The sequence below is a fragment of the Bradyrhizobium sp. SMVTL-02 genome, assembly GCF_051853005.1.
GTDB lineage: Bacteria > Pseudomonadota > Alphaproteobacteria > Rhizobiales > Xanthobacteraceae > Bradyrhizobium.
Window position 1 is genome coordinate 1,664,884 of sequence record NZ_CP182469.1, and the last position, 25,711, is coordinate 1,690,594.

A 25,711-nucleotide genomic window follows, 5' to 3' on the forward strand; every position below is an offset into this window, starting at 1 on the left:
TCTTCATCGCTCTAATTTGAAAATATCAACCGGGTTGTCGTCAAAGACGTGTTCCGACGACCTCCTACATCCGCTTCGAAGAAACGCGATACCGCTCGTGGAACCCACGAACGGATAACAGGAGCAGGACTGGAATCTGGTTGACCATCAACAGAGATGTTATCGGATTTATGATGTTTCCGAGACCAGAATTTTGAAGCGCAACGACCGCTCGTTGACCTGAGAGGGTCGCGCCAGCAGCTAGTGCAACTGCGCTGCCTTCGTTCGCGGCAGGCACGGCCAGCATTCCCGAAGCTTTGGCGACTTGATCGAATAGATCACCGAAATTGGAACACGGCACCCCAGAGAAGACCGTGTACCCGGCCGTGCGGAGCTTCGACAACAGAAGACAGGTTGGGATAGACATGTCGTGCTCCACACACCTCATTGAGAGCGGCAGCGAAATGAGGCGGTCCTCCAACGCGGCATGTTCATTGGCGTCGGGAGGTCTTTCTCGCGACGATAAGGCTGCGATTGCAGATGGATTTGTGGTAACTGATCTCCTGGAAGCCGGTGCTCTCGAGCATAGCCCGCATATCCTCGAAGGTGTAACAGCAGCCCTCATAGCCCGTGGTCAGCAGCACAGAGTATTCTGCCTCAGCCGCCGGCGACGGGCGCCCTCCGCGGTCATCAGGGTGGCAGCTGAAAATTGCTATTCGACCACCAGAAGAAATGCTCTCGAACGACTTGCCCAGGAGCTGATTGACCTTGTCTGGTCCCCAATTGTGTAGCACGTGCGAATAGAGGTGGAGGCTAGCATCCGCAGGCAGGGGATCGACGAACATGTCGCCAGCTATGACATTGGCGCGACCCGGGTATAGATTACGATCTTTCAGACACGTCCGTGCAAGTTGATCAACCGGTGGACGCTCAAGGATTGTTGCTGAGAGTGAAGTATAGCGCATCAACAAATGCGCGGAATACACGCCCGATCCTCCACCTACATCGAGTACGTGGGTATCGTTCGTGCAATCCAGCAGCTCTGCGAGGTGCGGAGCAAAGATCCGTCCCCGTTCCTCCATCCCGCGTGTGTTGAGATCTGCGAACTCATCCGTCTGCATCAAGGCGTCCCAAGTCTTGGTTACGCCGCGCTCAATGTGCCAGGTATCAGAGCCATCCTGTCGCAGGATCTCATAAAGCTCCCGAACAGAAGGTTTATATTTCATCGTTGCAATATAGGACGAGATGTTGTCCGCGGAATTGCCGCTCAGATACTGGAGGGCTGTTGCGGTTGCGTGCAGTCGGCCAGATTGTTTGGAGATCAGGCCCCAGGATTCGAAGAGTCGAGCCATGGTCCGTGTTGGCCGCTCGCGAAGAGAGAAGTGAAGTCGCAGCTCCTCTTCAGTTACCGGCTGGCCATCCAGGTAAGTAAAGAGGTCAAGCCATGAGACTGCGGCGATAAAGAGATCGGCGGCATAGGAGCTGTCGCGCCACTTAATGATTTGAGCAATATCGGGAGAGGGGACAAGTGCAGCTTCAGAGGTCTGGGCGTGTGACGTCGGTAGAGACGAATGCATAGCCACAAGTCCTTTTCGAAACGACTTCGGTCTGAATGAGCTTAGCTGCATGTCGGAAAGCCTGCACTCCGACGTTCAGCAAGTAATCAGTGACACACGTCTGTCATCTCGATCAATTGCTAGCGTTGGTAGTTGACCGTTTGCAAACTTGCTCGCGCAGGGTTCGGAGCAAAGGCCGTCACTCCGATAATCGGAAGCTCTTGTTATGAGGAAAATAAAGGTTACGCGCGGTGTCATACTGCCGACGCATGTCGCAATTGCTTCAAAGCGCATAATGCATCAGGCCCCGACTTTCTAAGGCGTTGCGTTTCCGCCCAACTATCGCGGCCTACCAACTGGTACGGTCCTTGCTGTTCTCCTCGCCAACTCGCCAGAACAGCCTTGGAGGAGAGATGATCCAGACCACGACTAGGCCCAACGGTGGTAATGGCGGGCATGCGACAGCGAAACTCGATGCCCTCGTCATCGGAGCCGGCATAGCCGGCCTTTATCAGCTTTATCGGCTACGAGAACTCGGGCTTAACGCCAGGGCGATTGACGCGGCCCCGGAGGTCGGCGGTACCTGGTATTGGAACCGATATCCTGGTGCGCGGGTCGATTCGGAGGGTTACGTCTACCACTACCTTTTCTCCGAAAGTCTCTACAAAGGATGGAGCTGGAGCGAAAGGTTTCCGAGCCAGCCCGAAATCGAACGCTGGCTGAATTACGTTGCGGACCAGCTTGATCTGCGCAAGGACATTCAGCTCGGCACGAGAGTTCAGAGCGCTCATTTCAACGAAGCGACGGAGCGATGGGTGGTCGCGACCGACAAAGGTGATGTGCTCGATACGCAGTTTCTCGTCACATGCTGCGGTATGCTTTCGGCACCCCATGTGTCCTTCCCTGGGCAGGATACGTTCAAGGGGCAGGTGTTCCATACGGCGCGATGGCCCCGGCAGCTGGTTGAGCTTGCTGGCAAGCGCGTCGGTGTGGTTGGCATTGGTGCGACGGGGATCCAGGTCATCCAAGCGATCGCGGAAGAAGTTGGCCATCTCAAGGTATTCGTTCGCACGCCGCAATACATCCTCCCTATGAAGAATCTCAAGTACTCGGCCGCCGATGTCGAAGCCTACAAGTCAAAGTTCAAAGCCCTTACCGAACGGCTGCCACACACGTTCACGGGCTTTGAATTTGATGTCGAGCACGCCTGGGCCGAATTGTCAGCGCAACAGCGCCGTAAGGTGCTTGAGGACTGCTGGAACGATGGCTCTGTGAAGTTGTGGATAGCTTCCTTCGTCGAACTGTTCTTCGATGAAGCGGTGAACGCTGAGATCTCCGAATTCGTGCGCGCTAAAATGCGCGAGCGGCTGGCGGATCCAAAACTGTGCGACCTGCTGATCCCGAGCGATTACGGATTCGGCACCCATCGCGTCCCCTTGGAGCAGTATTTCCTCGAGGCGTTTCATCGAGCAAATGTGGAAATTGTCAGCGTTAAGACGAACGCAATCGAGCGCATTACGGCTGAAGGAATTCAGACCAGCGACGGCACAGTTCACGCGCTCGATATCATCATCCTGGCGACCGGATTCGACGCAGGAACAGGCGCTTTGACACGCATCGACATCCGCGGTCGCGGTGGACGATCGCTGAAGGAGGAGTGGGGCAGGGACATCCGGACCACCATGGGGTTGCAGGTGCACGGCTATCCCAATCTATTCACGACCGCGGTGCCGCTGGCCCCCGCTGCCGCGCTTTGCAACGAGACCACCTGCTTGCAGCAACAGGTCGAGTGGATAACTGGATGCATTAGCTATCTCCGCGACAAAAACTTGAAGATGATCGAACCCTCCAAAGAGTTGGAAGATCAATGGGTGGCGCATCACGATGAGCTCGCCAACGCAATGCTGATGTCCAAGACGAATTCCTGGTACTTGGGATCGAACGTTGAAGGCAAGCCGCGCCGAGTCCTCTCCTACACCGGAGGCGTAGGAAACTATCGGAAAAAGTGCGACGAAGTTGCCGCAAGTGGCTATCGCGGCTTTGTCACACACTAGGGTTCCTGCCTAAGCCGAACCCGGCGCGAGCAATTGTGACAGTCAAGACCTCTCGGTGGAAGACCTTGACTGTAAAAATGGAGCCACGATGGGAGTGCTGTCGCATCTGCGGGTCGTCGAAATTGGTAGCTCGGCGGCAACCAGCTATTGCGCGCGAATGTTTGCCGACTTCGGGGCCGATGTTCAGAAGGTCGAGCCGCCGGCAGGCGATCCAATTCGGCGCTGCGCGCCGCTCACTCCGGTGGGCCAGAGCGCTTGGTTCGCTTTCCTGAACTTCAACAAATCAAGCACGATCATTGACCCCGCTGCTCCGGACGCGGTCGCACAGCTGACCGCGATGATTGACAACTGCGATATTCTGGTTGACGGCAGGGACATTGATCCGGCGAATTGCCCCTCAGTCGATATGGCCGCAATCCGCCAGCGGCGATCCGGATTGATGCACCTCCAAGCGAGCTGGTTCGGCCGTGAGGGTCCTTATGCAGGCTTCGCCGCAACCGATGCGACCATCCGTGCGCTCGCCGGGCTAATCAAGCTTGTTGGACCGGCCGAGGGCCCGCCGTTGCACGCACCGGATTTCCAGACCGGTATCCTCGCCGGCCTGTGGGGTTTCATCGCGGCGGCTTCTTCGGCGATGGCACAAATGGAGGGTCAAGCAGGACGGTCGTGGTCGGTCAGTATCTTCGAAGCGAGCCTTGCTATCAGCGAATATCTCATGTTCGAAGCTTCGGCGCGCGGTGAGGTCATGCGCCGGATTGGCATTAACCGCTTCTGGCCGGTTTTTCCGGGCGGCATTTACGAAGCCAAAAATGGTTGGCTCGGCGTTACGACGTTCACGCCGGCACAATGGCGTGCATTCTGCGATATGCTTGAGCTGTCCGAACTCGGCGATGATCCGGCTCTGGTCCTCGGCGAAGAGCGTCTGCAGCATGTCGAGCGGATCGAACGAGAGATCACGCCACGGCTGAAGGTGCGGACCGCGCAGGAGTGGTTCGCGGAGGGACTGAAGCGGAAGATCCCGATTGTACCAGTACCCGACATATCCGATCTGCTCCTCGACACAGAAAAAAAGGAGCGCGGCGCAATCGTGCCTGTCGTCCTAGGCCAGGAAGACGGCTTGACGGTAGGATCAACGCAGCGCCTGACATTGACACCCCCGCGTCGAGGAGGCAAGGTTCCAGCTCCCGGCGAGCAACAAGCTGCCACTGATATCCGAAAGCAGCTGCCTTTGGCTGCGCCGCGGTCGTCCACGTGCATCGATGCTGAACGACAGCCCTTGCGTGGGATTCGCATAATCGACTTCACGATGGGCTGGGCTGGCCCGTTGTGTACGCGCACCCTGGCCGATCTTGGCGCCGATGTCATCAAGATCGAGTCCACCAAATATCCGGATTGGTGGCGCGGCGTTGACCGGCGGCCCGCTTACGTCGACACTCAGATGTACGAAAGGAGCCAAGCCTTCTGCGTCATGAACCGCAACAAACGCGGCATCACGCTCGACCTCACGAAGCCCCGAGGCCTCGCTCTTGCCAAGCGTCTTGTGGCCGGAGCCGATGTCGTCGCAGACAATTATTCGGTTGATGTGTTGCCAAAGCTCGGGCTTGGCTACGATGTGCTCCGAAAGCTCAATCCTCGGCTTGTCATGTTGTCGATGTCAGCCTTTGGCGCGAACAGCCTCTATCGTGATTGTCGAGCCTATGGTTCGACCCTCGAGCAGGGGTCAGGGTTGCCCATCGTAGTCGGAAATCCGGACGGACCTCCCGTAATGAGCCATGTCGCCTTCGGGGATGCCGTCGGTGGGTTGAACGGATGCGCAGCAGTTCTGGTCGCGCTGATTCACGCTCGTAATACCGGGCGTGGACAGTTCATTGACCTTGCGCAAATCGAATGCATGATGCCGTTTGCGGCGCCGTGGATTACCCTTCAGTCGATAGGCGGCATGTCGCCCCCTAAGTATGGCACTCGACATCCGCAGTTCGTTCCGCATGGCTGCTTCCGGTGCTCAGGTGAGGATAGTTGGGTCATGCTAGCCGCGATCGACGAGAAGATGTGGCAGAGGCTTGCCATCCTCATTGGACGGCCAGACTGGGCGATAGATGCATCGCTGCAGTCTGCAGAAGCTCGGCGCTGTATCGAGGACGAGATAGAGAGGGCCATCGAAGCTTGGACGCTCACCCGCGATGCCGACCAGGCCATGTCGAACCTGCAGGCGGGACGAATTGCGGCCGGTGTGGCCCGTCAGCCAACTGAACTGCTCAAGGACCCGCATCTCAGGTCGCGTGCATTTCTACAGGAAGTGGATCGCACGTTCATCGGCTTGCATCCACAACCGTCAATGCCGATCCGCGATGGTTCGGGGCCGTTTACCATCCGCACAGCGGCGCCAACTCTCGGAGAGCATAACAGCGAGGTACTATCAGGTCTTCTCGGGCTCTCCTGCGCCGAGATCGCACAATTGGCCTCGGAGGGCATCATCGGGACGTCGATGCTCTCCGAAGGTAGCTAGCAAGCAAAAAACGGTCGTGAACGTAACAGTCGGGACAAAAACGTCGTGATGTCGGTCGTTCGGCTCTGCTGGTCCGAGAGTAGCGGCGCAAGGGAGCCCGTACCGGGTTCGCCTACTAATGCGGTCAGGCACGGCTTGGCTGACGATCATAGCCGGCCCGGATTGATATTGGTGGCTTTGCTAGCTGCGGAAGTGAACATCATTGCGACCAACGCGCCAAGGACATGTGCTCACGGCGCTCCTTCAGAAGGAACCTTTCATCCTGTGAACTCTTCGAAAGCCCAACTTTCAACGCTCTGGTCGACATCCTTCGATTCGGAGCGTTGGCAGCTGCCAAGAACCGTAATGGAAGTTGATCCCAGCCCCGGCTGGCAAGTTGAACGGTGCCAAAGGAGGGAAGAGAGCTGTCGGCTTGAAGAGCTCCGGGCTGAACAGCGGAAGATCGGCGCTCGCGAGAGCTTTCGCGGTGTCAATCGAGTACATCACATCCTGCGATATCCGCTGCGTGGCGCTTTTCATCCAGATCTGAAGATAGCCGATTTGATCGTTTGGTGATGTCGTGGAAGTAAGCTTCCCCAAGAGCTCTATCGCCTGCGTAGATTCGGTTTGAATTCGCTCCTGCCAATGCCAATAGATGTCGAAAAACCGTTTCGAGAACTCAGTCTGCGTTCCGATGGTTTGCTTGGCAAAGTCTTGAAATGCGCCTGTTCCACCACCTACGTCGTCGTTAATTCCGGCTTCCTTCGTCATCCTCATCTCCTTGTCATGATCGCGCGGCAGGGCTGATGCGCTGGATTCGTCCGGCCTGGCAAAGGCATCGATAGAAAATGTAGCTCGTCGAGACACGCCAGCAATCCGCGGCCGGCGCGCGTTCGGGACCCATGTGCAACAACATGCGGTGGGAGTGAACTCTGCGGTTTGCTCAGCTCGGCGCCGCGACACCAGGGATGACTCCGCATCTGACGTGCGTTAGCATCAGCATGACTTCGATTGATCGATTGAGAAGGCCTCATCTTAACCCCTGGGCCGGAGAGCAGAGCGCGTCGTCGCCCGCTCTCCAAATAGGTCCCAGCAATTGCCATGCCACGAATGACGTATTCCAGCCTCATTTATGAAGAGGAAAACATGTGCTTTGCGCAGCACCCCCGGAATGCGTCGGACTTCGTGTAGAAGTTCAGTCATCCGTGTCTTAAGGCGGACAGAGCCAAAGATCCCAAAAGGAGAGCGATCGCTGGACGAAGACATTCGTAGCAGCCGCTGGAGACGCGATCTCACCAGAGCGCCTCGAAAGATCCGAAGGCTAACAGGCTGTTTGAGACCACCGAAGTGCCGCCCTTTAACGGCCGGAAAGTAACTTCGCGCTCAGGGTTGATCGACCTCATGATGAAGCAATGGGAGGGCGGCGATGATCGCGCAACAGAAGGACACATCCATCGAGGCATCATTTGTCAGCCCGCGAACACGCTAGCCTCTGATGTCGATACCGCGGTACGAGCCGCGAAGCGCCGGGCGCCCCTTGAAGACATTAGCGTCGGAATCGGCTTCTCACCGTACTTCGATGCGGTCTTCGAGCTCTCGTCGGCGTTGAGCTTGACAATCCTGGCCTTGTCGCCCAGCGCGCCGGCGATCTCGTCGAGCGCGGGTGCGACCATCCGGCATGGGCCACACCATTCGGCCCAGAAATCGACGACCACCGGGCCGTTCGCCTTGAGCATTTCGGTTTCGAAGTCGGCGTCACAGAACGGCCATTAGAGCACCTCGTTGAGTTCAAGGAAAAGGCGGAGGCGGAATCGCGCGGAGATCATGGCCTCACCTATGAACGAGCGCCTTGCCCGGAAGGACGCTCACGCTGACATGACAGGGATTATGGTGCCCAGTTGGCTGATCAGCCGTTCGACCAACCAGCGTCTCTCCGAGAGCCGCCGGCCTCGTACTCACGAATGAATTCGCTATATCGCGCAGGGTCAACGGTCTTCAGGCGGCTAAGCGCGCGCTTAGCTTCCAGATCGGCGTCTCGGCGATGACGGTCTTTGATCTTGTTTACCGCGTCTACCATGTTTTTTTAGCCGCCGCATTGGTGTTGTCTGCCCGGAGTTCTCCACGAAGGTCTCGACTGTAGGTGTCTGTCCGAGTGCCTTCGCGAGCGTCCTGAGCTTTTCATCAAGTTCTTCCACAGCGTCGGATAGGGTGTCGAACCGTTCAGTTACGCTAATCGTTTTCGCTACATCCTGGTCGAGCCGCGCGCCAACATTCGTTTCCATGTCCTGATTAACTGCCCCGCTGAGGGGCGCAAAGAATGGAAAAGAGTACCATGAGAACCAATTCTGGTTTGACATCGATATCCTTTGACCATCGAGATGGTGGCTTTCTTTCGTAGTCCGTTTGAGCAATTGGTGTGCCAATCGACGTGATGATGCCACGCGCGACCGTATGAGTTCTCCTACGCCGATGAACCAAAAGCGGCCTCAGCTCGCGGCACTGCTAGCCCCGTGGAAGGATGCGCATCAGTGCAACATAGCTTCCTTCGGTGCTGCGCGGCATCGAGGCGGACGAGCCGAATTCTCGCATGCTTAGTCAATGTCGCTTCTGCTGTAGCTACATGAAAGTGAACGAGGAATGAGAGCCAGATGGAGGTTAATCGATCGGCTGCTCGGACGAGTCATCACCAACTGACATGAACTTCTGTCCCTCAGTCGAATGCCCAGGGAAACCTTGCGGTGCAGTCAACTACCAGCCTTGGCAATTGATGGATAGGACCGACACGTGGCTATCGTGGTCGATCGCCCATCAAGAAAATCGATACGCAACGGAGCCAAAGTTGAAAAAAGTCCTGCTGGGCACGGTAGCGCTTATCGCGCTGACCGCGCCGGTCTCCGCCGCTGATCTGGCGGCGCAGCCCTCCACCAAAGCGATCCCAATGGTGACCCAGATCTACGACTGGAGCGGGTTCTACACCGGCGTTAACGGGGGCGGTGGTTCCGCGCATCACTGCTGGGACGTCGTCAACGCCGGCGGCTTGATCATTGCTCCGCCGCTCGCCATGGGGTGCCATAACGCGACCGGAGGTACCGTCGGAGGTCAAATCGGCTATCGCTGGCAGATAGCGAACTCGGTGTTCGGCCTTGAGGCGCAGGGCAACTGGGCCGATTTCAAGGGCTCCAACGCCAATCTCGCTTTCGCCGGCGTCCAGGACGAATCCAAAATCGATGCATTTGGCTTGTTCACGGGTCAGATCGGTTACGTCTGGGATAATGTGCTGCTCTATGTGAAGGGCGGTGCCGCTGGCGTTCGCGACAAATATCGGGTCTTCGATTTTGCAACTGGGCTGACAATCGACAATGGCAGGGAAACCCGTTGGGGCGGTGCGGTAGGCGCGGGCCTTGAAGTTGGCTTCGCTCCGAATTGGTCCGTCGGCATTGAGTACGATCACTTGTTCATGGGCCGTCGGGACGTAGACTTCTTTTTTTCAGCCGGAAGCGTAGGCATTCCAGCGGGCGCTCGTGCAGGCACCGCCCGCATCAGCCAGGACGTCGACATCGGGCTGGTTCGTGTGAATTACCGCTTGAGTGACGCGGTCGCGAAATATTGATCTTTGTCTGAAGAATGCATTCTTTCGCTGAAAGCGGAGATGGAAGGTGATGTTTGGGCGACTGTCCGCCGAATTGAAGCTTCAGCTGATTGGTGTGGTCGACAATCGATGAGCTGAATGGTTCGGCAATTGGCCCGGCTCTTGCTCGATTGTTTATCGATAGCGAGCAGCTCGCCAGATTGCCTGCACTATAACACGTAAATGCAAGCTACTTCAGTGTGTGATGATCGAGAGTAATCCTCACCCGTGTGCGAACAAGGTGCGGTTCGGTCGTACAGACTGGAACGCGACCTTGCGCCTAGCACATCCGCTCAATCGTGAGGGAGAACATGACGGACGCTAACGCCGTCAAATCGGAAGTGTCGCCCGACCGGAAGTTGCCAGTTCGTCGGCTGTTCTTTCTCGAGGTGAGCACCAACCGCATTCAAGCCATGAATCCAGATGGTTGCGATCGAAACGTTATTGTTACCGAGTGTCAGCTTCCCGACGGAGTCGCAATTGATGCCCGCGCTGGTCATATCTATTGGACCAACATGGGCTCCGGTGTGACCGCCGATGATGGCTCGATCGAGCGTGCCAATATCGATGGAACAGCTCGCAGAGTCATCGTTCCCCGCGGTGCAACTTTCACGCCGAAGCAGATCCAGCTCGATCGCGAATGCGGCAAGCTGTACTGGTCTGACCGCGAAGGGATGCGGGTTATGCGGTGCAATCTCGACGGCTTGGAGATAGAGACGCTCATCGAGGCAGGCCGCGGTGAGGTGGACCGCCGTGACCCGACCAGGTGGTGCATTGGCGTCACCATCGACACCGAGCGCCGCCAGATCTACTGGACGCAAAAAGGTCCGGACAATGCCGGTCTAGGCCGAATCTTTCGGGCCAACATCGACATTCCGGATGGTGAGAGCCCCGCAAATCGCTCAGACATCGAGGTGCTATTCGATGGCTTGCCGGAACCGATTCACCTTGAGTTGGATCTCGCCAACCGGGTTCTCTATTGGACCGACCGCGGTGATCCTCCGCGTGGCAACACAGTCAATCGCGCGCGCGTCGATCTAAAGACGGAGCCGGAAATTCTGATCACGCACCTGATGGAGGGAATCGGCATCGCGCTCGACGTTCCCGGCAATCAGATGTTCATCACGGACCTCGCCGGTTCGATCTATTCCGCCGACCTTGATGGAAAGAACAAACACAATCTTCTCTGGTCCCAAGGCAACTTCACGGGCATTGCGTATGCCGAAGTCTGACCTGTCGAAGCAATGCAATGACCGGATCACGCCGATTCCGACGACGGGACATCTCCGCCGCCCAACTTGTCGGAACGAGCTAGACAGCTCCGTTTGCGAGCAGGAGAGCGGAGATCGTCCCAAATGGCGTGCAGAGACCAAAACGTGCGCTGAGGCGGTATGTGGCGACTCGTCTGGAGCAGATCTGAATGTACCCTTGAGTGACGTAAGCGGTCGATGACAGGAGACGCAGTATGAAGTTTGAGAGCAAAGTGATTGTCACGATTGCTCCGACGGGAGGCGTGGTGAAAAAATCGCAAAACCCGCACCTGCCGACCCAGCCCAGCGAGATCGCCGAGGATGTGTACCGGTGCTACGATGCAGGTGCCTCTATCGTGGCGCTGCATGCGCGCAGGACGGACGACGGCGCGACCTGTAATCCGGAAATCTACCAAGACATCAATTCTCGGATCCTGACAAAGTGCGGCATTATCATCAACAACAGCACTGGCGGGGGTGTTGATGGCGACATGGTCCGTTCCCTGGAGCCCGGTCTTGACGAAGTTATATTCGAAGAGCGTCTAAAAGGGCTCGAGGCCGGTGCCGACATGGCGACATTTGACGCTCACACTGTTCTGGCCAGCTTTGCCGGACGCGAGATTGTCGTTAACACCTCGCCGGCCCGCTGCGACATCATGGCGAAACGATTCCAAAAGACAGGCATCAAACCTGAATGGGAATGTTTCTCACTTTCCCATCTTGTCCAAGATCCGATACGCCTCATCAATAAAGGCTTCGATAAGCCGCCCTATTGGGTTAATTTCGTTCTCGGAGCCGATCGTGGAATTCAGGGCGGATTGCCGTACACTCCGCAGATCCTCGATATGCTGATCGGAAATCTTCCCAAGGGAGCGATGTTTTGCGTCAGTGGGATCGGTCGAGCGCAGCTACCCGCAACAACTCACGCGGTGCTCGCCGGTGGCCATGTTCGTGTCGGGTTAGAGGACAATCTCTATCTCGAACAGGGTATACTTGCCACTAACGTGCGGCTGGTCGAAAAGACAGTCAGGATTATCCGAGAACTTGGGTATGAGCCCGCCACCGCAGTGGAGGCTCGGGCGATGCTTGGTCTGGCGCCTCGCAAATTAGGATAGTCACCGCCCTCAAGTGGAAGCGATGTGCATGGCCAGTCCATTCGATGCGGCGCTCTAGGTAGATCCGGGGCGCGGGCGCTACCAGTAGAAGTGTTCTCGATCGGACACTCGGGCCGCCCGTTCGAAACGATCTGTCTGATGTTGCCGCCCAGCTCCAAGGCTCGAGCAAAAATGTGCGGGTGGGCAGCGACTTGCTTTAGGAGCAGAACGAATTGTTGGACGTGGTCGCTGGCCAGTGTCATGCCGACGAAAGGGGAAGGTCTGGCTTGATCGCGAGCGCTGTCGCCAAGAATACGCGGCGGCTCGTCCCGCTTTTGAGCCTCGCTTATTTCTTCAACAACCTCGACCGTACCAGTGTCGGCATCGCCGCCTTGCAGATGAACGAAGACATTGGCTTAAGTGCCGAACAATTCGGCTGGGGCGCCGGGATCCTCTTCTTTAGTTACTGCCTGCTGGAAGTGCCCAGCAACATGATGATGTACCGTTTCGGTGCGCGCCGTTGGCTGGCTCGCATCATGATGACCTGGGGCCTTGCGGCCGCGGCGACGGCGTTCGCTGTTGGACCATACAGCTTCTACGCGATCCGCTTTCTTCTGGGTGTTTTCGAGGCAGGCTTTTTTCCCGGCGTCATCTGGTACATCTCCATCTGGTTTCCGGCGCGAGCGCGAACAGGCGTCCTCGCCTGGTTCATGGCTGCAACACCGTTGTCTTCTTTGATCGGCAATCCTCTATCGGCTTCGTTGTTAGAAATGGATGGAGTGTGGATACTGGCCGGCTGGCAATGGATGTTTTTGATCGAAGGTCTACCGGCCTGCCTGCTCGGCTTCCTATGTCTCGTTCTGTTAGCCGACACGCCGGACAAAGCAGCGTGGCTGACGTCCCGAGAGCGCGAAGCGTTGCTGGACGAGCTCGCCAGGGAAAAGCACGATAAAGTAAGAAAGGACCTCTGGGCTGCGATGAAGGACATTCGCATTTTAATGTTGACGGGCATCACTTTCGCTTTCACGATCAGCTCCTATGGAATTGGCATCTGGCTCCCTCTGATCTTAAAGAGCCACAACTTGAGCAACATGCAGGTCGGCTGGCTCGCCGCCCTGCCTTATTTCTTTGTGACAATAGCCATGTTGCTCTGGGCGCGCCGTGTCGATCGCAAGGGGCAAAAGATCTCTAATTTGATAGCCGCATTGGTGCTTGGCGCCACCGGACTTCTATTTTCGGTAATGCTCACCTCGCTCGTACCGGCGCTCACATGCATGACACTTGCTCTAATCGGCACGATTTCCGCGCGCACGGTTCTCTATACGATCCCGCAGAGTTTCCTTGCCGGTCCCGCTGCCGCCGGCGGCATCGCATTTATCAATTCCATTGGTGCCTTTGGCGCCTTCGTCGGCCCGTACATGGTCGGCTTACTTAAGGACAGGACCGGATCCTTTGAAACTGGCATGATCGGAATGGCAATAATTCTAATTGTTGCAACGGGCATCGCTGGCGGTCTCGGGCTCCTGGTTACGCACAATGATGACATTCCTGTCTGGACACCTAAGTAGAGGACGCTCGGGTCTGTCCGCAGCGCGGCGACTTCGGTGCGGACCTGCTAAAGGAGATTGCGGTAAAATCGGCTTAAGGCGCGATCCCTACGAGTGTGCGCAAAACAGGCCCAGGCGCCCCGCGTTCGAACCTTGGCCCACCGATACGTCAACCTGCCTAAACTTCCAATGGTTAAACGAGCCTGAACAGGTACGCCATTCAGGCTCGGCAGGGATCGATCTCGAGGTCGACATCAAATCAGCTTTGGGAGCGACCGTCGGCGCATGATAAAGTAGGATAAAAGATTAGCGTGATGCGTTTCTTCACTTGTCACGCGCAAGTCATGTCATTTGCGGTTCTTTGTATTCGAGAGCTTCTCGCCTGCACCGCTCTTGGCCGCCTCTCCGCTAACGGAAGGCAGTTTCGACTTGTCGCCGCTTGCAAAGGTAAAAGTGTCCGCGCCGGCGCTGATTCCATTCCATGCCACCGGTTCGGCGAGTGAAAGTAGCCAGAGCCCCTGAAATCCCGATGCAGCGTTCAGCTGCCCGGTCCACACCGTTGTCGAGCCGCAGCCCACAAAATTTACAGAAAAGCTGATCGCCGCGCCGCTATTGGTCTGCGCGAGCCAGCCCGTCAACGCCTGAGGAATACCTTCATCGCAGCTATTGCTCGCATTGTTCGTGTAAGTGCCGGAAATCGCACCTGTGTTTGAATTATAATTGTCGACCGCTAGCGTTGAGCCGTATTGGTTGGTCCAGGTCCAGATCGGTTGCGCCGCTGCAGGCGCCGCTAGAAGTAGACCTAGGCAGGCTGCACCCATCCAGTTCGTCAGTTTCCACTTTGCTTCAGACATTTCCGACTCCATATCGCTCCAGCAGCGGAGCGGACTAAGTCATAAAACTTTTTAAGAACAATTTAAACGAGTGATTGGATTGATAGCGCTAACAGGTTGAATGTGATTGACGCCTGGCTTCAGCTCTCGGGGCGGTGTGGTGCGGTTCAGACGCGAGCAGCCAAATCGCAACTGTGAAATGGACCCGCGGAGCGGGACCGCTTGAACCGGTTTGTTAGTTGGAAACTGACCGCTCCTGATCCTTTCTATCACGCTGCCAGAGACTCTGTCTGCTGCTGTTGCTGTGGGCATGTGGTCAACGCGTCAGCGTTGTCCACCATGTCCACAGCCTTCGCGGCCTGCATCCGTTCGCGCCAGACCGCCATCGGCGTGCGATAGCCGAGGGACTGATGAAGGCGACGATCATTGTAGAAGGCGATCCAGCTCGCGATCCCTGCCTTGGCCTCGCGGCCGTCGGCATAGCCCTTGAGATAGATGTCCTCATGCTTGAGAGACCGCCACAGCCGCTCGATGAAGACGTTGTCCATCCAACGACCGCGGCCATCCATGGAGATCTTGATCTTTGCGGCCGCCAGCGCGCCGGTGAAGGCCACGCTGGTGAACTGGCTGCCCTGGTCGGTGTTGAAAATCTCCGGCGTGCCGTACTTCGCCAGCGCCTCTTCCAGAGCCGCCACGCAGAACGAGACGTCCATCGTGTTCGATAACCGCCACGCCAGAACCGCACGGCTCGCCCAGTCGATGATGGCGACGAGATAAAGAAAGCCGCGGCCGATGGGCAGATACGTGATGTCGGCCGCCCACACCTGGTTTGGCCGGTCGATCGTCATGTTGCGCAGCAGATAGGGATAGATCTTGTGGCCCGGTGCCGGCTTTGTCGTGTTCGGCCTTGGTCCCAGCGCCGCGATGCCCATCTTGCGCATCAACCGCTGCACACGCTTGCGATTGACCTGAAGCCCCTCAGCCTTCAGCATCGCGGTCATTCGCCGCGAGCCCAGGAACGGCCAGGCGGTGAATAGCTCGTCGAGGCGCCGCATCAGGGCGAGGTCGTTGTCGTTGGCCGGCCGTGGCGGCCGGTAGACCCCAGAGCGGGCGATACCAAGCAACATGCATTGCCGGCGAATCGACAGCGCCATGTCGGCGCGATCGAGCATTCCTCGACGGTCCGGCGTGCTCATCTTCCGGACCTCCGCGCTAAAAAATCGCGCTCGACTGTCAGTTGTCCAATCTTGGCGTGCAGCTTCTCGATCTCTCGTTCGCGAGCGTCCTCGCTCTCCCGCCCGACACCCGCGTCAAAGGCCCGGGCCGCCTGGTCCAGTAGCTGCTTCTTCCAGGCATAGATCTGGTTCGGGTGAACCTCATAGCGCTGGGCCAGATCGGCCACCGTCGTCTGCTCCCGCACGGCTTCCAGCGCGATCTTTGCCTTCAGTGCCGCGTCGATCTTGCGTCTCGTCTTCGTTGTCATCATGCGCTCCGTCTATCAAACGGAGCAGCCCCTTCCAACTAAGCACGTGGTCCCACAATCGGGGTCCATTTCAACTGGGCCGGCCCTTGGTTGAATTGTCGTTAGCTCGGCACCACGTACCCGCGCCAGTCTTCATGTCCTCCAGTTCAGCGCCCCGCGTCTGTCTAGGTACATATGGCCACCGCGGAAGTGGGACACAGTCCAAATGCGGCTCACTGTGACTTGATGCGTCAGATGCAATCGACGCTCGTGGCGCTTCGGCTGTATGTGATCATTCGCGGTCGCGAATGCTGCCGGACGCGCCGTCAACCTGCTAGGCGCCACCCACTCAGCGCCTAGAGGGGGAAACCCATTGGGAAGCTTCGTCAAACATACCGTTTAACCGCTAGCTACCCTGGCATCAGGACGCCTTGCGCATTTCGCGGGCCGCTGCAACCATGTTGACGAGCGCCGGACGGACTTCGGTCCATTTGCGGGTCTTTAGGCCGCAATCCGGATTGATCCAGAGCTGTGAGTCCGAGAGTCGTCGGCGGGCCCGCGCGATGAGATCCCCCATCTCGGCAGCTTCGGGAACCCGCGGCGAGTGGATGTCATAGACGCCGGGGCCGATGTCGTTTGGATATTTGAAGGCAGTGAATGCATCGAGCAGCTCCATCTTAGAACGGGACGTTTCGATGGAGATGACATCTGCGTCCATCGCGGCAATTGCATCGATGATGGCGTTGAACTCCGAATAGCACATATGGGTATGGATCTGCGTCGCATCGGCAACACCGGAGGAACAGAGGCGGAAGCTCTCCACGGCCCAGTCGAGATAAGACTTCCAATCGGAACGCCGGAGGGGCAAACCTTCGCGTAGCGCGGCCTCATCGATCTGGATCATGGTTGCGCCGGCCTTTTCCAGGTCGGCAACCTCGTCACGGATCGCGAGCGCGATCTGACGGCAGGCCTCGCTGCGCGGAATATCGTCACGGACAAACGACCAATTCAGGATCGTCACCGGCCCGGTAAGCATGGCCTTCATCGGCTTTCTGGTTAGCGACTGCGCGTAGCGCCACCATTCGATGGTCATCGGCTTCGGCCGCGAGACATCGCCGAACAGAATCGGCGGACGAACGTAACGTGAGCCGTAAGACTGCACCCAGCCATGTTTAGTGAACACGAAGCCGGAGAGCTGCTCAGCGAAATACTGCACCATATCGTTGCGCTCGAACTCGCCGTGAACAAGAACGTCGAGCCCAATCTCCTCCTGCCACAGGACCGCGCGAGCCGTTTCCTCCTTCAGGAAGTCTTCATATTCCGCCTTGGTCAACTCTCCATGAGCATGGGCGGCGCGGGCGTTGCGTACTTCGGTGGTCTGTGGGAACGACCCGATCGTGGTCGTGGGGAAAAGCGGCAGGCCGAAGCGCTTGCGCTGAACCTCGCTACGGGTCGCAAAAGCGTCGTTGCGCCGGCACATAGCCTCGTCAATCGCCTCCGTCCGCTGGACGACGGCCCTGTCATGTATCTTCGGCGATGCCCGGCGAGTTTTCGCTGCGAGGTCTGATTCTGAAAGTGCGGCAGAGGCATTTCTGTCGCCTGCAAGCGCTTTCGCCAAGGTCGCGAGCTCGTCGATCTTCTGGACCGAGAAGGCAAGCCACCTCTTCACGTCCGAATCGAGATCGGTCTCGAGCTCAACGTCGATTGGGACATGCAAGAGCGAGCAAGAGGGGGCGAGCTGCACGCGATCCTTGCCGAACTTTGCAATGAAAGGTTTGAGCCGCTCAACCAGGACCGACAGATTCGAGCGCCACACGTTCCGGCCGTCGATGACCCCGAGCGAAAGCACGAGGTCCGCGCGGGCGCCAAATTCAATTTGGCTCAATTGTTGGGGGGCGCGAACCAGATCGACGTGCAGGCCGGCCACGGGCAATCCCAGAGCCGTCGCCAGGTTGTCACCGATCGCTCCGAAATAAGTTGCAAGCATGATCTTGATGCCAGGCACCTCCTCAGCGAGACGCCCATAGGCGCGCCGGAGCGCATTCCGCGTAGTCTCGTCGAGATCAAGCACCAAATAGGGCTCATCAAGCTGGACCCACTCGGCTCCACGTTTCGCCAGTTCCTTGAGAACCTCGACATAGACGGGCACTAGGCTCTCAAGAAGCGAAATCGGATCAAAGGTTGGATCCGAGCTCTTGCCGAGCTTCAGAAACGTAACCGGTCCGACCAAGACAGGGCGCGTTTGATAGCCAAGGGCTTTCGCTTCCTCATATTCCTCGATCGGTTTGCGGGAGGAAAGCCTGAAGGTCTGTCCTTTATGGAATTCGGGCACCATGTAGTGGTAGTTGGTATCGAACCACTTGGTCATCTCCTGCGCAGCGACGCCATGATCTTGCGCGTGACCGCTGTTCACATCGTGTTCCTTGTCTTGCGAGCCCCGTGCCATGGCGAAATAGGTCTTCAGCGATACGGGACCGCCGTCCCAGCCATACGCCTCAGGAATGGCGCCAACCATGACGCTCGTATCGAGAACCTGGTCGTAGAGTGAAAAGTCGTTCGACGGAATCACGGTAACGCCAAGCGAGTTCTGACGCGCCCAATTGGCGACGCGAAGACCGGCCGTTGCTTCGAGAAGCTGCGAGTTGCCGATCTTGCCGGCCCAATAGCCTTCGAGCGTCAGCTTGAGCTCACGGCGTGGTCCGATACGCGGCGTGCCGAGTGTTGCGACAGGAAGTGAAAGAAGAGACATAGCTTTAACCCCATTGTGTGGGGGCAAAGGCCATGGCGGAAACGCAGGCAGGAGGCCGCGAAAGCGAGGCCCGCTACTAGGCGTACCACCGGACACCCCGCCCGTGGACGAACACGTTGTCGGGGCAGGTCTCCTGGCTCGCGGGTCATCGCCTGCATCCGGCCTTCCCGAAGCTTCTGCTTCAGTGACACGTTTGGATGCGGGCTCGCCGCTTACAGTTGCGGGGGCAGCGCCGGCATTACTTCAATCCTGAACGGATCGAGAGCGCACCGGCTTCCCTCTTAGCTCCAGATCGAACGCTGGAGAACCTCGACGCCTCCGATTATCTGCAACAGAAGCGATACGTCAACCCTGAGATCGTCTTTGCTGCGGCAAGAAAGCTCTTACCAATGGAAGTATCGAGGTCACCGACCACAGCGGCGTGAAGCATTGCGCGCCTTCCCACTTTAACGATGCGTGTGGTCGTCACGCCGTCAGGTGCGATCGCGCCCTGTAGATGTTTACTAGCCCTTGTCGTCCACGCTGTGCTGTTGTCGGCTAGATGTATCGTGCAGCTCCGAACTCCGCCGCTGTACGCGCAAATCGGCCATTGTTCTCTGACTCTTGCGCCTCGAGAAGAAGTGAAGAGAGGCTTCCGCTTCTTGTCGCTTCAGTGTCACTATCGCCGATTTGCGGCTCTTTGCGCTGCAGCTTCAGCTTTTCACACCGGTCAACTACCAGTTCTGGCAATTGATCAATCCGACAGTTCTCGCCAACTTAGATCAAGATCGTAGCGAAGCCGCACCAATAAGTCGGAGCTCGCTTTAGGAGCGTAGCAGGAACTCGACGCTGTCACCATTACTCTGGCAGATTCCGTATGCGGAAGCCGGCAAATTGGAGATTTCGAGCCATGACTGCCACGGTCTTGTCGGATGGCGTCGCTCCTCGCAGCGACGTCGTCAAATGCGCAGCGCGCATCGGCGCAGAAATCCGAAATGTCAAGCTATCGGGCGATTTGCCGGAGCAGACAATCGGCTCGATCAACGAGTTGCTATTGGAGCACAAGGTCATCTTCTTTCGCGACCAAGGGCACCTCGACGATGCGGAGCAAGAGCGATTTGCCCTTCGTTTCGGGAAGTTGGCACCTCATCCGACGCTCGGTGCGATCAAAGGCACGGCGTCGATCATCGAGCTTGATTCCGCGCGCGCCGGTAGCCGGGCCGACTTGTGGCACACCGATGGAACCTTCGTCGATGCCTACCCCAAGATTGCGGTACTGCGAAGTCTCGTGATGCCACCATTTGGTGGCGATACGGTCTGGTCGAACACCGTTACGGCGTACCTCGACCTAGCGCCGCCGCTGCAACGGCTTGCAGACAAGCTCTGGGCGGTTCACAGCAACGCCTTTGACTACGCAATATTGCCCCACGTCAGCGAGCTCGACAAAAAACATCTGGACGAAATCTTCACGAGAACGATCTATCAGACTGAGCATCCCGTGGTGCGCGTGCATCCCGAGACCGGTGAACGCGCGCTAGTGCTTGGCGCTCTGGTGCAAAATTTTGTTGGTCTTCCAAAATACGACGGTCAGAAGCTGTTTGATCTCTTTCAGTCTCATATCACGGCCCTCGAGAATACCGTGCGGTGGCGCTGGAAGGAAGGCGATGTCGCGATCTGGGACAATCGCGCCACGCAACATTATGCGGTGAACGACTACGGCGACCAGCATCGTCTCGTTCGTCGCGCAACGGTCGTCGGCGAAGTGCCCGTTAGCATCGATGGAAAGAGCAGCGTAACCCGCGTAAAAGCCTCCAAGGAACCGGCCGCGAAGGTCGCCTAGCGGGGTTACAACGTTGCTCGCGGTAGCCTGCTTCGCCACACATTCAAACATGAATGTCTTGCTGCGAGTACTCGAATAAAAGCCGAGCCGCACCTAGCCCTGAGAGGCGCGCCATCGAGTTCAGCAGCTGCGCGCGCAGTGCAACAATTTCATTGGAGCAGTAAGCCGTATCTTCGGCTCCTCTCCGACGTGTTGAGCTCGAAAGTGCGCTCGTTGGGAGCGCGGCTTTCGAAGAAACCTCTCGAAGGTGTTTACGCGCAACCTTTGCCTACACACACGCCGATCTCACGGTCTGGTTGTTCATCCGCTATGGTCTCAATTGTTGCCGAGCTGCCGCCAGGACTTTCGCAGTCACAATCGACAGGCTTCTGTTCACTTTGCGGCGGGCGCTTTCGGCGTCCTCTAATCTCTAGATGATTCGAAGCACCGAGGCTGGAGAGATGAGCGCCGATTTGATCTCGTGCCATCGGACCTGAGGGCGCGAATCGAGAAGCAATGCACTGAGGCTCATGTCACCTACCAACCCTAACAATTGATGCGGATGTCGGACGCATGGCATTCGTGAACAGCGAGGGTCGAACTCATACGTTAAGGAAGTCGGGATGCAATATGGATCTGACGGCGCCAGCAGGCGTGATGGATCTAGTGTCTCGTCTTCCGCAGTAATCAGGTCTACTCCTACCGCGATCCCTCCCGCCTCAGGGAAGTCGTCAGCAAACCGTCTCGCTCAGTCCTCGAGCGCTGAGCCCTCAACGATTTCAGCGCTTGGCGCTGGTCTATTGTTTCGTTTCGCTATCGCCCTGACAAAGCAACGTCAGGAAGCCAGCGCCCAAAGATGGATTGCTGTTGCACTGTCCATCGCTTCGAGCCCTCTCGGGGGTGCGGCGCTGGCACAAGCTGTCACCGTCCCTGGTCCAGAAAGTGGCGCTCCCAAAAAGATGACCCAAGGAGTAAATCAGAAGAAGAATCGCGTGGCTACGCTCCCTCGAAGCTCCCGACCCGACGAGGCCCTGGCACAAACTGCCAATGCATTTGCAGCAACGCGGGACAATGCGGTTTCAGTTGCCAAGAATAGAACGCAACGGAAGGTTGATCCATTTGTGAAGTTCGAGGGCCTCCGCGAAAAAGGTATGTGGCTCAGTATTCCTGGTCCGGCAGATACGATAGATCAGGACTACGGCGGCTTTAGATCTGCGCTGGCAGAAGTCGGGATCGGCTATATTGGCGGGACGGTGAACACCTTCGTAACCAATCAGCTACCGAATGCTGCGAGGAGCACCATCCGCGATCAGCTATATTCTGGTCAGAACCCCACATTTAATACCCTCAACTTTTTGATCGTGACCTACGATCTCAGTCGATTTGGGATTCCCGATGGCCAGATCATCGTGGGAGCTCAGCAGCAGTATTGGACCTGGAAGCCCGGGGGGCCAGATAGAGCGGGGATCAATACGATTGCCTATTATCAGACGCTTTTTGACGGGAAGCTCGAACTCAAAATGGGTTATCTTAGAAACATAAATGAGTTCACGGGTACCGTGGTCGGAGGGAACGCAGCAGTAAACGTCTTTGGGGCTTCGTCCAATATCCTGTACCAGGCCGGCATGAGCAATAATGCTGCGCCGACGCCAGCTCTCAATCTGAAGTACAATTTTGACGAGCGATTCTACAATAGGACGTCAATACAGCGCTCACTCAGTCCAGACGGTCAATTTGCACACATTACCGAAAATCCGACCGGCTTAGATTGGAGCACGGCTAACGCAGGCGTTCTTCTCCTCGACGAAACTGGCTACAACAGCAAAGCTGCTCCAGGCTTGCCAGAAACCTGGTTGCGGGCAGGCGCCGGTTTCAACACCAGCAGCTACGCCGACTTGCAGTACCCGACGCAACCGAGAGCCAAGGGTAATAGCATCTATTACGTTGCAGCGGACAGGCAACTCTGGCAGTCCGATCCGCAGGGTTCGGCAGCTCGTGGCATCTATGCAGGATTTTCTGTGATGTACGCGCCGCCGGACCTAAACAGGGTCAATCAATATTACGAGCTCCGTCTTTATGCAAAGGGCTTGTGGGACAGCCGTCCACGCGATCAGATTGCCCTTGTTGCCACCAATACTGCGTGGAGCAACGTTGCAGTGGATGCTGCCGTCGCTAAGGGCCATCTTGTCCATCGCGACAGTACGGCGATATCGGGAACATACACCGCGCATCTGGCGCCCGGGATATACTCGAGCGTAGGACTGACGTACATCAACAACCCGACAAGCATCACATACACACGCAAAACAGGACATGCGTTGAACCTGTTGGTGTCCACGTCGGTATTCTTCTGAGCCAAAATCCAAGGTACGGCGATGCTGAGCTTGCGAGCCTCCGTCGTATGCTAGCGGGTTTAGGGCGAAGGTCACAGCCAGCGCGCGCGAGACCGCCGCATAGGTAAATCTTGGCTAGCAAATTAGCGACGTTGCTCGAATCGAGCTTGAATTTGCTATGGCGACGCCGGTTGGAATCGAGGGTCGTAGAAACACTAATCGTTATTGTCATGGTCCAAATGCGAACCGAAGAAGATGTTCTTGGTAAGAGGGAACTGCCCGCGGACGCACTCCACGGAATCAATACTGTTCGGGCTTTGGAGAATTTCCCACTCACGGGCCGCACGATCGCGGCGCTGCCTGAGTTCGTCCCGGCGTTGTCCATGATAAAAGAAGCCGCGGCGCTCGCCAATCTAGAGATCGGAGCGCTTTCAGCGCAGAAAGCGGAAGCCATCGTTGCGGCGTGTCAAGAGATCCGCACCGGAAAGTACGATGCTCACCTCATTGTCGACGTGCTCGAAGGCTCGGGTGGCACGTCGTCGAACATGAATCTGAATGAGGTGATCGCAAATTTGGTCGCGCGGTTGGCCGGAATGCCGATTGGTGACTACAGCTTCGTCCATCCAAATGATCACGTCAATTGCGGTCAATCCACCAATGACGTGATTCCGACGGCCATAAAGCTTGCGCTCTTTCGGGTGTCCGAGGGGACGTCGCTTGCCCTGATGCAACTGGCCGCCGCCTTTTCGGAGAAGAAGAGGGAGCATTCCCAAACCCTGCGGCTTGGCCGGACATGTTTGCAGGATGCCGTTCCGATGCTATTCGGTCAGACGTTCGGGGGATATCAGGCAGTCATAGAACGCCATGCGAAGCACGTCGACGAGTTACGGCGCCAACTCTTGGTCGTTCCGCTCGGGGGTACCGCGGTCGGTACCGGATTAAACGCGAGACCAGGCTACAAATGGGCCGTTTTCCGCCATTTGTCAGCTTTGATTGGCGACGAGATCAAACCCGCGGCCGATCCATTCGACGGCATGCAGAACTTAGACGCGTGTGCCCGGTTGTCAGCTGAACTCCGAAATTCCGCAAACTCCTTCTGGAAGATAGCCAACGACCTCATCGTGCTATCGTCAGGCCCTGTCGGTGCTGTCGGAGAAATTGCCTTGCCTGCGATGCAGGCTGGATCGTCGATTATGCCCGGCAAGGTGAATCCAGTTGTTCCAATAGCGGTATGCCAGGCAGCGTTTGCTATCTCCGGGAACGACGCTGCCATAGCAATGGCCTGCCAACAGGGACTGCTGGAGATCAATTGCTACGGCATGCTGGTCTGCGATCGCCTGATCGATTCCATCACTCTTCTCCAACGTTCAGCGACCATCTTCGAGCGGTGTGTGCGCTCGCTCACGGTCAATGAGGAGCGGTGCCAGCAAAATCTGCTCGCGTCGTCTGCACTAGCAGCAGCGCTGGTGCCCGAGTTCGGCTACGCAAACGTGGCCGCAATCATGCGGGCGGCGCACGATGAACATCGATCGTTTCTCGAGGTCGCTATTGATCGTCGATTGCTGGAGCAGAAAGAGGTGCACTCGGTCTTGCGCCGCGCTGCCGATGTTTCGACGAGCACGGCGGAGTGAGTCAATGACGACCAGTCACGAAGTCTTAGAGCAGGGACCGCTTGGCGATCTTCTGCAAAGCTTTCGCTTTCGTTGGCGTGCATAAAGCGCCGAAGGGCCTCGCGAACGTTGCGAGGCCTCCGCCAGAGATCGCCCTGTGTCAGGTCATTCCCAATTCAACGCGCCTCCGTTCTGATATTCGATGACGCGAGTCTCGAAGAAGTTTTTCTCTTTCTTCAGGTCCATCGTCTCCGACATCCAGGGGAACGGGTTCTCGACTTCGGCGAATACAGGCGAAAGCCCGATCTGTGCGCAGCGCCGGTTAGCGATGAAATGCATGTACTGCTCGCACAGAGCCGAATTCAGACCAAGGAAGCCCCGCGGCATCGTATCGCGGCCGTATGCGGCTTCGAGCTCTGTTGCGTCACGAAGCATGCCGCGAATCTCATCCTGTAATGCGGGTGTCCACAGATGCGGGTTCTCGATCTTGATCTGGTTAATGACATCGATGCCGAAATTCAGATGAATGCTCTCGTCGCGCAGGATGTACTGATACTGTTCGGCGATGCCGACCATCTTGTTGCGGCGGCCGAGCGACAGGATCTGAGCAAATCCGGTGTAGAACCACATGCCTTCGAACACGACGTAGAAGGCAACGAGATCGCGCAGGAAGGCGCGGCCATCGTCCGGCGTGCCGGTCTCGAACGACGGATCGGCGAGGTGCTGCGTGTGCTTGAGCGCCCAAGCCGCCTTGTCGGTGATCGAGGGCACCTCGCGGTACATGTTGAATAGCTCGCCCTCATCTAGCCCAAGGCTTTCGACGATGTACTGGAAGGTATGGGTGTGGACTGCCTCCTCGAAGGCCTGCCGCAAGAGGTACTGCCGGCACTCGGGATTGGTGAGATGGCGATAGATCGCCATCACGATGTTGTTGGCGACGAGCGATTCCGAAGCGGCGAAGAAGCCGAGATTGCGCTTTATCGTGCGCCGCTCGTCCTCCGTCAGCCCGTTGCGCGACTTCCACAAAGCGATATCAGACTGCATCGAGACTTCGGTCGGCATCCAGTGATTGTTGCAAGCGGACAGATATTTTTCCCAGGCCCATTTGTACTTCAGCGGCAGGAGCTGGTTGACGTCGGCCCGGCAGTTGATCATCTGTTTCTCATCGACCGATACGCGGCCGCCGGCGCGGTCGATCACACCGAGCCCCGTCGGATCGGCCACCTCGAGCTTGAGCCGCGTCTTTTGAGGCCGGGTGGTGGTGGGGTTTGGGGCGGCGGGAGCCGCCGTAGCCATCGTTTCGGTATTGGACCAATCAAGCATCGTCATCTCC

17 protein-coding genes and 1 riboswitch are annotated in these 25,711 nt (G+C 57.3%); of the genes, 9 read left to right on the forward strand and 8 right to left on the reverse strand.

Features of this window, described 5'->3' with window-relative positions:
* Positions 1-64: 64 nt before the first annotated feature.
* On the reverse strand, positions 65-427 hold the full coding sequence (locus ACNJYB_RS07825; protein ID WP_439375499.1) for a thiamine pyrophosphate-binding protein: 363 nt from the start codon (positions 425-427) through the stop codon (positions 65-67).
* Between the two features lie 43 nt (positions 428-470).
* Entirely contained in the window at positions 471-1,556 is a 1,086-nt protein-coding gene (locus ACNJYB_RS07830) for a methyltransferase (protein ID WP_439373423.1), read from the reverse strand.
* 392 nt (positions 1,557-1,948) lie between these two features.
* Here ACNJYB_RS07830 and ACNJYB_RS07835 point away from each other — a divergent pair, with 392 nt between their 5' ends.
* Positions 1,949-3,589, forward strand: a complete 1,641-nt coding sequence (locus tag ACNJYB_RS07835) for a flavin-containing monooxygenase (protein ID WP_439373424.1) — start codon at positions 1,949-1,951, stop codon at positions 3,587-3,589.
* Positions 3,590-3,677: 88 nt separating this feature from the next.
* Entirely contained in the window at positions 3,678-6,095 is a 2,418-nt protein-coding gene (locus ACNJYB_RS07840) for a CoA transferase (protein WP_439373425.1), read from the forward strand.
* Positions 6,096-6,383: 288 nt separating this feature from the next.
* Here the strand turns inward: ACNJYB_RS07840 and ACNJYB_RS07845 are convergent, their stop codons facing one another.
* Positions 6,384-6,845 (reverse strand): hypothetical protein, encoded by a 462-nt coding sequence (locus tag ACNJYB_RS07845; RefSeq protein WP_439373426.1) that lies wholly within the window; start codon positions 6,843-6,845, stop codon positions 6,384-6,386.
* Between the two features lie 698 nt (positions 6,846-7,543).
* On the reverse strand, positions 7,544-7,810 hold the full coding sequence (locus ACNJYB_RS07850; protein ID WP_439373427.1) for a thioredoxin family protein: 267 nt from the start codon (positions 7,808-7,810) through the stop codon (positions 7,544-7,546).
* 1,103 nt (positions 7,811-8,913) lie between these two features.
* On the opposite strand from ACNJYB_RS07850, the gene ACNJYB_RS07855 reads away from it, so the two are divergent.
* The 4 genes from ACNJYB_RS07855 (at position 8,914) to ACNJYB_RS07870 (ending at position 13,614) form a co-directional block, all read left to right on the forward strand.
* The gene (locus tag ACNJYB_RS07855; RefSeq protein ID WP_439373428.1) at positions 8,914-9,684 is read left to right on the forward strand and encodes an outer membrane protein; all 771 of its coding nucleotides are present in this window, start codon (positions 8,914-8,916) and stop codon (positions 9,682-9,684) included.
* A gap of 329 nt (positions 9,685-10,013) precedes the next feature.
* Complete coding sequence (locus tag ACNJYB_RS07860) at positions 10,014-10,934, forward strand: 3-hydroxyacyl-CoA dehydrogenase (RefSeq protein ID WP_439373429.1); 921 nt, start codon at positions 10,014-10,016, stop codon at positions 10,932-10,934.
* Between the two features lie 233 nt (positions 10,935-11,167).
* On the forward strand, positions 11,168-12,067 hold the full coding sequence (locus ACNJYB_RS07865; protein WP_439373430.1) for a 3-keto-5-aminohexanoate cleavage protein: 900 nt from the start codon (positions 11,168-11,170) through the stop codon (positions 12,065-12,067).
* Between the two features lie 221 nt (positions 12,068-12,288).
* Positions 12,289-13,614, forward strand: a complete 1,326-nt coding sequence (locus tag ACNJYB_RS07870; RefSeq protein ID WP_439375500.1) for an MFS transporter — start codon at positions 12,289-12,291, stop codon at positions 13,612-13,614.
* A gap of 326 nt (positions 13,615-13,940) precedes the next feature.
* Here the strand turns inward: ACNJYB_RS07870 and ACNJYB_RS07875 are convergent, their stop codons facing one another.
* From ACNJYB_RS07875 to metE, 3 genes are all read right to left on the reverse strand, one after another.
* Positions 13,941-14,447, reverse strand: a complete 507-nt coding sequence (locus ACNJYB_RS07875; protein ID WP_439373431.1) for an avidin/streptavidin family protein — start codon at positions 14,445-14,447, stop codon at positions 13,941-13,943.
* Positions 14,448-14,695: 248 nt separating this feature from the next.
* Positions 14,696-15,909 (reverse strand): IS3 family transposase gene (locus ACNJYB_RS07880; RefSeq protein WP_271580986.1). Its coding sequence is split into 2 segments (ribosomal slippage): positions 14,696-15,633 and positions 15,633-15,909, totalling 1,215 coding nucleotides; the frame shifts between segments, so codons are not numbered across the junction.
* Positions 15,910-16,309: 400 nt separating this feature from the next.
* A complete protein-coding gene (gene metE, locus ACNJYB_RS07885) occupies positions 16,310-18,637 on the reverse strand; it encodes a 5-methyltetrahydropteroyltriglutamate--homocysteine S-methyltransferase (RefSeq protein ID WP_439373432.1) in 2,328 nt (775 codons plus the stop codon).
* Positions 18,638-18,743: 106 nt separating this feature from the next.
* A riboswitch (cobalamin riboswitch) is annotated at positions 18,744-18,964 on the reverse strand.
* A 562-nt stretch (positions 18,965-19,526) separates the two neighbouring features.
* Here metE and ACNJYB_RS07890 point away from each other — a divergent pair.
* From ACNJYB_RS07890 to ACNJYB_RS07900, 3 genes are all read left to right on the forward strand, one after another.
* Complete coding sequence (locus ACNJYB_RS07890) at positions 19,527-20,456, forward strand: TauD/TfdA dioxygenase family protein (protein WP_439373433.1); 930 nt, start codon at positions 19,527-19,529, stop codon at positions 20,454-20,456.
* A 779-nt stretch (positions 20,457-21,235) separates the two neighbouring features.
* Positions 21,236-22,789 carry a carbohydrate porin gene (locus ACNJYB_RS07895; protein WP_439373434.1) on the forward strand — a complete coding sequence of 518 codons (1,554 nt, stop codon included), beginning with the start codon at positions 21,236-21,238 and terminating at the stop codon, positions 22,787-22,789.
* A 218-nt stretch (positions 22,790-23,007) separates the two neighbouring features.
* Positions 23,008-24,399 (forward strand): aspartate ammonia-lyase, encoded by a 1,392-nt coding sequence (locus tag ACNJYB_RS07900; RefSeq protein ID WP_439373435.1) that lies wholly within the window; start codon positions 23,008-23,010, stop codon positions 24,397-24,399.
* A gap of 144 nt (positions 24,400-24,543) precedes the next feature.
* Here the strand turns inward: ACNJYB_RS07900 and ACNJYB_RS07905 are convergent, their stop codons facing one another.
* Positions 24,544-25,701: a ribonucleotide-diphosphate reductase subunit beta gene (locus ACNJYB_RS07905; RefSeq protein ID WP_439373436.1), complete on the reverse strand. Its 1,158-nt coding sequence runs from the start codon at positions 25,699-25,701 to the stop codon at positions 24,544-24,546.
* Positions 25,702-25,711 lie beyond the last annotated feature (10 nt).